The following is a 10,243-nucleotide window of genomic DNA, read 5'->3' as shown; positions in this document are numbered from 1 at the left end:
GCGGCTTTTTTGTATGGTTTGAAACTAGAACAAGCGGTTCAGACCGTTCAGTGCGGCAACGCGGTACGCCTCTGCCATGGTCGGATAGTTAAAGGTGGTGTTAACGAAGTATTCGATAGTATTCGCTTCACCTTTCTGCTCCATAATCGCCTGACCGATGTGGATGATTTCTGCCGCACGCTCACCAAAGCAGTGAATACCTAAGATCTCTTTGGTCTCGCGGTGGAAAAGAATCTTCAGGCTACCAATATCTTTACCTGCGATCTGAGCTCGTGCAAGGTGCTTGAACGATGAGCGTCCAACTTCGTAAGGTACTTTAGCCGCTGTTAGTTCCTGCTCGGTTTTGCCGACTGAACTGATTTCTGGAATAGTGTAGATACCAGTCGGAATGTCTTCGATAAGGTGGCCTTCTGCCTGTCCCTTGTTAATTGCCTGAGCAACGAAACGTCCTTGATCGTACGCTGCACTTGCAAGGCTAGGGTAGCCAATGACGTCCCCAACCGCGTAAACATGCTCAACTTCCGTTTGATAGTTGCCATCTACTTTTAACTGACCGCGTGAGTCAGCTTCCAGGCCTACTGCTGACAGGTTGAGTTTGTCGGTGTTACCCGTACGACCATTAGCGTAGAGAATACAGTCTGCGCGCATCTTCTTACCTGATTCGAGGTGAACAATGACGCCATCTTCAGTACCTTCGATTTTTTCAAAGGTCTCATCGTTACGAATCACTACACCACTGTTCCAGAAGTGGTAAGAAAGTGCATCAGACACTTCGTTATCGAGGAATGAAAGCAGGCGATCTCGGGTGTTGATGAGGTCTGTTTTAACCCCTAAACCACGGAAAATAGACGCGTACTCACAACCGATCACACCGGCACCATAAATAATGATATGGCGAGGGTCATGTTTTAGGCTAAGGATAGAGTCACTGTCGTAGATACGCTCGTGCATGAAGTCGACATTGTCTGGCTGATAAGGTCGAGAACCTGTAGCGATAACGAATCGGTCTGCGCTGTAGGTCTCTTCAGTGCCATCGCTCTGCATTACTGCGATGGTGTACTTATCAATAAAACGCGCGCTACCAAAAATAAGAGAGCACTGGTTGCGGTCGTAAAAGCCCTGACGTAGACGAGTCTGCTTGTCGATAACCGATTTTGCATGGCCAAGGATATTGGAAAATGTCGAATGTAAGCTGGTGTTGTTGTGGCAGAACAGTGGGTTATTGTTAAATTCGATGATACGGCTTACTGCATGACGCAGAGCTTTAGAAGGAATCGTACCCCAGTGAGTACAACCACCACCGACGCTGCTTTCCTTTTCAACAATGGCTACATTTAATCCCGCTTTGGTTAATCCCATCGCTGCCCCTTCACCTCCGGGACCACTACCAATAACGATTACATCAAAGTGGTTATTATCCGCCATAGCTCTTTCCTTGTTATATTGTCTTAACATTGCTGTAGCGAGATTTTAACTGATTCCTTCAAGGCGTAAAAGAAAAGCGCACTAGAGAGTCGGTGGGATCACGTAGAATCAAACAAATAGATTAAAGGGTATGTCGTATGTCTCTAATTGAGGGCGAAAAGATTGAAAATTCAGCCTAACTCGGTTTAATTGCCACTCGGTCGTCAAAGCGAAAGATTATGGCTTATCTCCTTAAGCCAATCGTTGTATATTAATGGCTACCGATGTAAGAAAAATAGAAAAATAATTATGAAATCCATGGGAATCCGTGCACAGCAGAAAGAGAAAACGCGTCGCTCATTAATTGATGCTGCGTTTAGTCAATTGAGTGCTGATCGAAGCTTCTCTAACTTAAGTTTACGAGAGGTGGCGCGCGAAGCGGGGATCGCCCCAACATCATTCTATCGTCATTTCAAAGACATGGATGAGTTAGGCTTGACCATGGTCGATGAAGGAGGCTTGTTGCTGCGTCAATTGATGCGTCAGGCCCGCCAACGCATTGTCAAAGAGGGCAGTGTGATTCGAACTTCGGTTGATACCTTCATGGAGTTTATCGAGAGTAGCCCGAACGTTTTTCGTCTATTGTTACGTGAACGCTCTGGAACCTCTTTCGAATTTCGTACTGCTGTGGCTCGCGAGATGCAACACTTCGTCGCTGAGATGACAGAGTATTTGATTAGTACGGGGATGACCCGTGACGAAGCTTTTACCCAAGCAGAAGCGTCCGTTACTTTGGTGTTCAGCTCTGGTGCAGAAGCTTTAGATCTGGAAAGGCATGAGCGAGATGAGCTCGCAGAACGTCTGATTATGCAATTGCGAATGATAGCCAAAGGGGCTTTCTGGTATCGCAAAGAACGTGAACGTAACCGATTAAAAGGTGGGATAGATTAATGTCGAATGAAACAAACCAAGTTAATCGTGGTTCTGAGAAGAAAACACTAGTACTGGCGCTAATCGCGGGTATGTGTGGTGACGCTATGCTGTCATGGCTAACCATGAGTGAAGTCTCTTTCTCAATTTTTCCACTGATTGCACTTGTACTATCTGTACAGGCGCTTTACCAAGAGTACCTAAGTAACCCAGTCTCTGAAGATATCCCGCTAGTTGGTCTAGCGTGTTTCTTTGTCGGAGCATTTGGTCACTCTGCGTTTGTCAAAGCGCAATACCCAGACGCCGGCTCAAATATGCTAGCGATCTTTATTACCTTAGGTCTGCTGCTATGGGTGGCAAAGAAACTGGGCTTTCTTAATTCGGTAACAAAAGCAGAGTCTTAATCTTATCTGCTAAGTTAAACACAGAAAACGAGCCACACTGGCTCGTTTTTCTTTACCTTAAAATAGGTAAATAATTGTAAAGTCAGAAAAAGTACACTTGTATCGTGCTGACATGATGACTAATATCGTTTTTACCCTTCGTTCCATGTGCTGAGAGTGTGTGATGCTAAGTAAGAGTACATCCACAATTTACTTTCTGTTGAGTCTCTTGATTGCCGTTGCGCTATCAAGTGGTATTGCTCGTGCAGAAGTGAACTCTTCATCAGCGTCACACCATATTACTACCACTGATATCATCTCTTTTGGTCACTGTGGCTTGGATATGGATAAAACGAATGAACCGGGTTGTTGCGATCCTGGCGGTAAGTTGTATCAAAAAGCAGTGCTGTTCTCACCCTGGTCAAGCCTCTGGTGCTGCGGTTGTCGGGACTCAGCAACGCTCTTATGAGGCTCCTTTTCGCTATGGGTTAGTCGCGACCCTGACCATTGATTACACCAGCGCAGATATCCACACCCTCTATCGCCCTCCGATAGCTTAATCCTATTTCGCAGCACTATGCTGCCCAACAATTTTACTGCACGAAATGCCGTGCGAATTTGTTATGCGTGTGAATAGAGATCTATTTGCACCCCATGAAATGGGATTAAAAAATGAAAACTAATCAAATCGCTGGTGCACAGCACCTGGCCGCACATCTGTTAAGTCTTGCTTTTGGAGTATCTGTGGGAGGTCGCTATGACGTCTAAGCACCTGCCTATTATCTTGTTTATCTCTGTTTGTTTAATCTGGGGGACTACGTGGTTTGCGATGGAGATTGCTGTCAAAACCATTCCACCAATCTTCGCCACAGGTTTGCGCTTCCTTATTGCCGCTCCGTTCTTGGTGATGTTGGCTAAGCGCCTTAAACAGCCTCTAATCTTTCCTCAAGGGAAAATGTACTGGATGTTTATTGTGGCGATTCTCTACTTCGCCATTCCGTTCACCTTAATGATTTTTGGCGAGCAGTATATTTCCTCCGGTCTGGCCTCGATCATCTTTGCCACGATGCCAATTGCTGTGATGATTATGTCGAAATGGTTTCTTGGTTTGAGGCTATCAAAAATACAGACATGTGGATTATTGGTCGCGGTTGTGAGCCTTGCTCTGATCCTCGCTCAAGAGATGAGTCTGGGTGGCGATGATTATCTGCTCGGCTTTCTTGCTTTGGGAGGTGCTGTCGCGATTCATGCAGTGATGTATGTATTTGTTGAGAAGTACTGCAAAGGGATTCCTGTTCTGACTTACAACGCACTGCCAAGCCTGATTGCATCCGTTCTGTTGTTCATTACATCACTAGTCGTCGAACAACCAGATATCGCTCTGTTCTCAACGGATTCTATTTCGGCTGTCGTATATTTAGGGGTATTTGCCAGTGTCGGTGGCATCGTCGCGTACTTTAAGCTCGGTCAGGTTTCTAATCCGTTTACCGCGTCGATCTGTTTCCTTCTATTCCCATTGATTGCATTGAGTATTTCGACATGGATTTCGGGCAACACTATCTCACTGACGTCAGTCGCTCTGTTGTTGCCCCTGCTGGGAGGAATACTGATTACCAAAGCTACTCCAGAGTTTTGGCAACGTATTAGAGGAAAAAGTACAACACCAAAACCGGTGCTGTGCGAGCACTGCATGAAGGAAATTAAAGCTTAAATCTAGTCAAGCAGGCATAAAAAAGCCCCGCATGTGCGGGGCTTAATAAATAAGGGTAATGTGTTATTTGATTCGCTCTAGAAGAACACCCGCTTCCATATGGTGGGTGAACGGGAACTGGTCAAACAGGGCGAAGCGAGTCACTTTGTGTGTTTCACACAGGATGTCCAGATTCTCTTTCAATGTTTCTGGGTTACATGAGATATACATGATTCGCTCGTAGCCTTGCACCATCTTACATGTGTCGATATCCATGCCAGCACGCGGAGGATCAACAAAGATAGTGTTACAGTTGTAGCTGTTTAGGTCGACACCAGCATCTTTTAAGCGACGGAATTCACGCTTACCTTCAATCGCCTGAGTAAACTCTTCCGCAGACAGGCGCAGGATCTGCACGTTGTCGATGTTATTGGCTTTAATGTTGTATTGAGCGGATTCTACTGACGGCTTAGCCAGTTCGGTCGCGAGTACACGGTCGAAGTTTTGTGCCAGTGCCAGTGAGAAGTTGCCGTTACCACAGTATAGCTCTAGCAGATCACCAGTGCTCTCTTGCGTACAGTCTACTGCCCACTCCAGCATTTTTTCTGCAACCTTACCGTTAGGCTGAGTAAAACTGTTTTCTACTTGTTGGTAAACGTAAGGCTGACCATTTACGTCGAGCTTCTCGATGACGTAATCACGATCAAGAACAATCTTCATCTTACGTGCACGACCAATAATGTTGAGGTTAAAGCCTTCATCATTAAGACGTTGCTTAAGAGCTTTGGCGTTTTGCGTCCATTCATCATCAAGCTGACGGTGGTACAGTAGTGAAACCAGGATCTCTCCACTCAGTGTTGACAGGAAGTCAACCTGGAATAACTTACGACGTAGAGAATCACTGCCTTTCATCGCTTCAATTAACAGAGGCATCAGGTCGTTGATTAGACGGCTAGCAACCGGGAACTGATCAACACGGTACTTCTCACGTGTTTCTTGGTTGAACATGATGTAGTAAAGGTCTTCACCTTCATGCCAAACACGAAACTCTGCACGCATACGGTAGTGCTGTTCTGGTGATTCGAATACTTCCAACTCAGGTACATTGTAAGAAGCGAACATCTCATTGAGACGGTCAACCTTCTCAGCCAGTTGTTCTTGGTAGCGTTGCGGATTTACATCAAGAGTCGCCATGGGTATTACCTTTGGTTTTGTACCTGTGAATGGTGCATTTAATTCAAGAGCGCAGATTTTATTCAATCTCAGCAGTATGTCCAGTACTGTGCCCTCAATGTCTTAAAGATAGCGTGTAAAGTGCTAATGAGAGAGGGAATGAAACAGCCTAATTTCATCGGGATTAAGAATATTGGCTGGACAAATAATCAATTGCTTAATAACATCGTCGCCAAGCTGGTGCTGTCTAGATGTATAGATGGCTGAAAAGGGAATCTGGTGTAAATCCAGAACTGACGCGCAGCGGTAAGAGAGAACGAAAGCCCATTAGACACTTTATGCAGGAGCATGGGGGAAGTCGGGTGAGTAGGTGGCCTATGCCAAGCTCTTGAGTCCGAAGACCTGCCAGCGGCTGAGCAATAACACTGGAAGCAAGAAGCTTCGCGCTCAGTAGGACTTACGCGATTTAGGATTATAAAAATGAACCGATCTATATTAGCGATAGCAGTGGCATCGCTACTTCCGCACGCATCTATTTCTTACGCCCAACAAGTTTCTGCTGATGAGACTATGGTGGTTACTGCAAATCGTTTTGAGCAGCCGCTTCAAGACGTTATTGCATCAACGACTGTCATTACAAGACAAGAAATTGAACAGATTCAGGCCAAATCTTTGGTTGATGTTCTTAAACGTGTTCCAGGTGTAGAAGTTTCACAAACTGGTGGGCGCGGTCATAGTGCATCTGTTTTTATGCGCGGATATAACAGTGACCAAGTACTGTTTTTAGTTGATGGTGTTCGTATTGATACTGCTGCTGGTGGTATTAAGTTCAACCATATCCCTGTCGGCACAATTGAGCGTGTGGAAGTAATACGCGGCTCTGGTGGGGCATTATATGGTTCAGATGCTGTCGCGGGTGTAATTAATATTATTACAGCATCTGGTAGTGATGGAGAATCAACTTACATCTCTCTTGGTGCGGGCAGTGATGCTCAAAAAGAAGCAAGCTTTTCTAATACCGCTCAGTTAACCAATGGTGGCTTATTGAAACTGGCGGCTGGCTTTGAAGAAACAGATGGCTATGACATTAAAGATCCAGCTACTGGATTGGATTATGGTTATGAAAGTAAAAACTTATTTGCTTCATATTCGCAACCGATTACTGAAAAGCTAACCGGCTCGGCATCTCTACGTTGGTTCGATAGCCTAACTGAATACGACTCATTCGGTAAGAAGTTTGGTTATTCAGAAAATCTCAGCGCAACAGCAGAGCTAGAGTATCAAAACGGTGCGGTTAATTCTGTGCTTCGAGCAAATCAGCAAGCGATTGAGAATCTGGATTACACTCAGGCTGAGGGGAAGGACAGCGCGAGTACTAAGAAAGAAATCGATTTAACAACACTTCAGTTTCTGAATCTTTACCAACTAAATGAGGCTATTGCTCTTGGGGCTGGTGCGGATTGGCGTAGAGAAAAACTCAATGATGGGGCCCTTTCTTACGGTTCCGCGGACCAGTTAGCAGGTGAGTCTCGCAATACAACGGGTGTGTATGCTTCTGCTGACGCTCGTTTTGGCGCTTTGCAATTGTCCGGTAGCCTCCGCAACGATAAACATGATACCTATGACAACTACACGACTTGGTCTTTAGGTGGTCGTTACTATATTACTGAGAGCCATTCAATTCGAGCAGCTGGAGGTACAGCTTTTAAAGCACCTAGCTATTCGGACTTGACCAACAATGCCGATCTTAAGCCAGAAGAAGCTCAAAACAGAGAGATTGGCTATACAGGTAACTTTGATTTATTCGATCTTGAAGTGACAGCTTACAACAATGAAGTTGATAACTTGATCATTTGGTATGAAGGTTCACCGTGGTATCCGCTTAACGTTGATGCCAAATTAAAAGGTGTAGAGATCACGGCTCAATTTGAGACTGCATTTATCCACCACACTGTTGTCGCAGAGTTCAAAGATCACAAAGACTCTAAAGGTAATAAATTAGCTAAACGTGCCGATGAAAACTACAAGTGGCTGTTAGATGCCTCGTATGACGATTTTGATTTCAACCTAACCTATACCTATACAGGTGAGCGCTTAGGTAATCCGAATGAAACGTACGTTGCTGACAATATTCTGCCGTCAGTCAGCCTTTGGGACGTATCAGTCGGTTACTGGGTGTCTCCGGAGTTAGTAATTCGAGGTCGAGTTGATAACCTTACCGATGAGCAATACGAAACAACAAAAGGGTATAACGCACCAGAGCGTAGATTCTTTGCGAATCTAACTTACCAATTTTAATATCTCAAACCGCCTTCGGGCGGTTTTTTCTTATTAATAGATAATCACTATGCAAAAGAACGTCATTATTAGCTGGTCAAGTGGCAAAGACTCGACACTGACCCTCGAAAGATTGATCGACAATGAACAGTACAATGTCGTTGGACTTTATACCACCTATGTCAAAGACGAAGTGCCATTTCAGGCAACGCCTCTTTACGTATTAGATATACAAGCAGAACTGTTAGGGCTTCCTTTGATCAAGATAGAGATGCCCGAGGCGTTTCCATCCAACGAAATCTATCAGTCGACGATTATTAATGCCCTGAAACAGAGCGACCTTAATATTGATGCTGTTGCCTTTGGCGATATGTTCTGCAATGGAATCGAAGCTTATCGACGAAGCTATATTGAACCAGCAGGCTGGGAGTGTGTTTTCCCTTTATTAGCAGAGAATAGTGCTGAGTTAGCCCAAGAGATTCTGGAGCGAGGGATTCAAACTTTAGTTGTCACTACTGATGGGACTCAACTCAGTAGCGACTATTGTGGTAAGTGGTATACAAGAGAGTTAGTCGAAAGCCTGCCCTCCAGTGTAGACCCATGCGGGGAAGATGGGGAATTTCACACTCTGGTGACCCATACTCGCAGTTACTCTGGTTCTATTGAGCTGGAACTTACCCATATAGAGCAAGGACCGAGATTCAGTCATCAACGATACACAGCGAAGAGATTGCCAAATACCTGACAGAGAGTATCATTGCCAAGTCGAAATTTAACGAGTTAATCAAGTGACCAAGAAAACAGCGAAAATCCTGATCTTTGATTCTGGCGTAGGCGGACTCTCTGTCTATAAAGAAATACAGGCTCAGCTACCTCAGCTTGATTACCTCTATATATTTGACAACGAAGCATACCCATACGGTGAGCTTGATCATGACACTCTTATAGCACGTGTCGATACCATAGTGTCGTCGTTAGTCGCACAACATCAAATCGACTTAGTGGTCATCGCTTGTAACACGGCGAGTACCATTGTTCTGCCTACTTTACGTGCCAAGCTATCAGTTCCAGTAGTTGGGGTAGTGCCGGCGATTAAGCCAGCTTCTAATCTTGCTAACAAAGCCGTAGGTCTGATTGCGACTCCTGCAACGATTACTCGCCCGTACACACATGACTTGATTCGCGATTTTTCGCAAAGTAAACCTGTAGAACTGCTAGGTTCGACTCGGCTGGTGGACATTGCAGAAGAAAAGTTACGTGGAAAAGCCGTAGATCTTGAAGAGCTGAAAAATATCTTAGCTCCGATGGAGAGTAAAATTGATGTCGCGGTGCTTGGTTGTACTCATTTTCCTCTTATTAGAGAAGAGATTCAGGCAGTCTTAACTAATCACGTACAATTGGTTGACTCGGGGGAGGCGATCGCTCGTCGAGTGAAAGACTTATTAGTGATTGAGGCTGATGCGGAGACGCAAGGAAAGAGAGAGATTTATTCAAGTGCTCCCCCTTGGGAAGAAGGAGCCTTGAATCAGGCATTGTACCTATTGGGCTTTAGCCCTGTTCAGTACTATCCGATTGAGATTTAGGATCGTTAGCAATACGTACTTTTAATGTGCGCTGCATATAGTCCTTTTCGTTAAGTGCTTCAATTGCAGGCTCAGCATCAGCTGCCGCCATCACCACAAAACCAAAACCTCTTCTTTTACCTGTGCGCTTATCTTTCATAAGACGTACAGCAAAAACTTCTCCATGCTTGGCGAACAGTTCCTTTACATGCGATTCATTTGCCTTATAAGGCAAGTTACCTACATACAATGTTTTGGTTGAAGGGTCATTCGATTGATCTTGTTCGATATTGGTGTTCGAAAGTTTAAGAATAAAAGCGGAAGCAAAAACACCCAGAACAAAGCTCAATGCAGGTGAGATAGCTACCTGCGAAAAGATGATCCCACCCAAAACGGCTAAGGCGACAATCATTAAGGTCGATTTGTTTGAACTCATATTGGAATACAACTTTTAGGTTTGAGAAAAATTAGGTCTACTGTTAACAAAATAGACACAGGGATCTTACGTATATGGTTGTAGTTTTTCCAACCTATTGATGTGACATGACTCAAATGTTGAAATTTTATTCTATTTTCAGCGTTTTGATTTCTTTTTAACCAAACAGAAATTAATTTCAAAAAAACACTTGTCATCCTCTCAGACCTCCCTATAATGCCGCCTCACCGACACGGAGTGAGACAAACATCACACACCGAGTTGGAAAAGAGAGAAAAGAAAGTTTGAAAAAATGCTTGACTCTCAAAATGGGAAGCGTAAGATACGCACCCCTAACGACGAGGCGCTAAGCGCAACGGAAGTTAGAAAAAGCTCTTTAAAAATATAG

At 44.6% G+C, this 10,243-nt stretch carries 9 protein-coding genes, 1 pseudogene and 1 riboswitch; of the genes and pseudogenes, 7 read left to right on the top strand and 3 right to left on the bottom strand.

All coding sequences use genetic code 11. The annotated features are described in order from the left end of the window. Positions 1-24 precede the first annotated feature (24 nt). Positions 25-1,455: a Si-specific NAD(P)(+) transhydrogenase gene (sthA, locus tag RH46_RS20865; RefSeq protein WP_071985947.1), complete on the bottom strand. Its 1,431-nt coding sequence runs from the start codon at positions 1,453-1,455 to the stop codon at positions 25-27. Positions 1,456-1,713: 258 nt separating this feature from the next. Between sthA and fabR the strand changes: the two genes are divergently transcribed. The 4 genes and pseudogenes from fabR to RH46_RS20845 all read left to right on the top strand — a co-directional run bounded on the left by fabR (position 1,714) and on the right by RH46_RS20845 (position 4,428). Continuing rightward, complete coding sequence (fabR, locus tag RH46_RS20860) at positions 1,714-2,355, top strand: HTH-type transcriptional repressor FabR (RefSeq protein WP_006881513.1); 642 nt, start codon at positions 1,714-1,716, stop codon at positions 2,353-2,355. Then, complete coding sequence (locus tag RH46_RS20855) at positions 2,355-2,738, top strand: YijD family membrane protein (RefSeq protein WP_006881512.1); 384 nt, start codon at positions 2,355-2,357, stop codon at positions 2,736-2,738. The genes fabR and RH46_RS20855 overlap by 1 nt, the downstream gene beginning before the upstream one ends. 163 nt (positions 2,739-2,901) lie before the next feature. Then, positions 2,902-3,277 (top strand): annotated as a pseudogene (locus RH46_RS22650) (hypothetical protein). Between the two features lie 197 nt (positions 3,278-3,474). Next, positions 3,475-4,428 (top strand): DMT family transporter, encoded by a 954-nt coding sequence (locus tag RH46_RS20845; protein ID WP_006881508.1) that lies wholly within the window; start codon positions 3,475-3,477, stop codon positions 4,426-4,428. A gap of 63 nt (positions 4,429-4,491) precedes the next feature. Here RH46_RS20845 and trmA read toward each other — a convergent pair whose 3' ends face one another. Beyond that, positions 4,492-5,601 carry a tRNA (uridine(54)-C5)-methyltransferase TrmA gene (gene trmA / locus RH46_RS20840; RefSeq protein WP_006881507.1) on the bottom strand — a complete coding sequence of 370 codons (1,110 nt, stop codon included), beginning with the start codon at positions 5,599-5,601 and terminating at the stop codon, positions 4,492-4,494. Between the two features lie 200 nt (positions 5,602-5,801). Continuing rightward, positions 5,802-6,004: riboswitch (cobalamin riboswitch) on the top strand. Positions 6,005-6,060: 56 nt separating this feature from the next. Here trmA and RH46_RS20835 point away from each other — a divergent pair. The 3 genes from RH46_RS20835 to murI are packed head-to-tail and all read left to right on the top strand — an operon-like array spanning position 6,061 to position 9,440. Next, positions 6,061-7,878 (top strand): TonB-dependent receptor domain-containing protein, encoded by a 1,818-nt coding sequence (locus RH46_RS20835; RefSeq protein WP_006881506.1) that lies wholly within the window; start codon positions 6,061-6,063, stop codon positions 7,876-7,878. Between the two features lie 49 nt (positions 7,879-7,927). After that, a complete protein-coding gene (locus RH46_RS20830) occupies positions 7,928-8,602 on the top strand; it encodes a Dph6-related ATP pyrophosphatase (protein ID WP_006881505.1) in 675 nt (224 codons plus the stop codon). Between the two features lie 43 nt (positions 8,603-8,645). After that, complete coding sequence (murI, locus tag RH46_RS20825) at positions 8,646-9,440, top strand: glutamate racemase (RefSeq protein ID WP_006881504.1); 795 nt, start codon at positions 8,646-8,648, stop codon at positions 9,438-9,440. Here murI and RH46_RS20820 read toward each other — a convergent pair. After that, a complete protein-coding gene (locus tag RH46_RS20820; protein WP_006881503.1) occupies positions 9,406-9,855 on the bottom strand; it encodes an RNA recognition motif domain-containing protein in 450 nt (149 codons plus the stop codon). The two genes, murI and RH46_RS20820, sit on opposite strands and share 35 nt — an antisense overlap. Positions 9,856-10,243: the final 388 nt, after the last annotated feature.

Source organism: Vibrio brasiliensis LMG 20546 (assembly GCF_000189255.1).
GTDB lineage: Bacteria > Pseudomonadota > Gammaproteobacteria > Enterobacterales > Vibrionaceae > Vibrio > Vibrio brasiliensis.
This window is presented reverse-complemented; position numbering and strand designations above follow the sequence as displayed.

Coding starts and splice junctions, on each gene's coding strand:
- sthA (WP_071985947.1), bottom strand. CDS start 1,455: ATGTTAAGACAATATAACAAGGAAAGAGCTATGGCGGATAATAACCAC.
- fabR (WP_006881513.1), top strand. CDS start 1,714: ATGAAATCCATGGGAATCCGTGCACAGCAGAAAGAGAAAACGCGTCGC.
- RH46_RS20855 (WP_006881512.1), top strand. CDS start 2,355: ATGTCGAATGAAACAAACCAAGTTAATCGTGGTTCTGAGAAGAAAACA.
- RH46_RS20845 (WP_006881508.1), top strand. CDS start 3,475: ATGACGTCTAAGCACCTGCCTATTATCTTGTTTATCTCTGTTTGTTTA.
- trmA (WP_006881507.1), bottom strand. CDS start 5,601: ATGGCGACTCTTGATGTAAATCCGCAACGCTACCAAGAACAACTGGCT.
- RH46_RS20835 (WP_006881506.1), top strand. CDS start 6,061: ATGAACCGATCTATATTAGCGATAGCAGTGGCATCGCTACTTCCGCAC.
- RH46_RS20830 (WP_006881505.1), top strand. CDS start 7,928: ATGCAAAAGAACGTCATTATTAGCTGGTCAAGTGGCAAAGACTCGACA.
- RH46_RS20820 (WP_006881503.1), bottom strand. CDS start 9,855: ATGAGTTCAAACAAATCGACCTTAATGATTGTCGCCTTAGCCGTTTTG.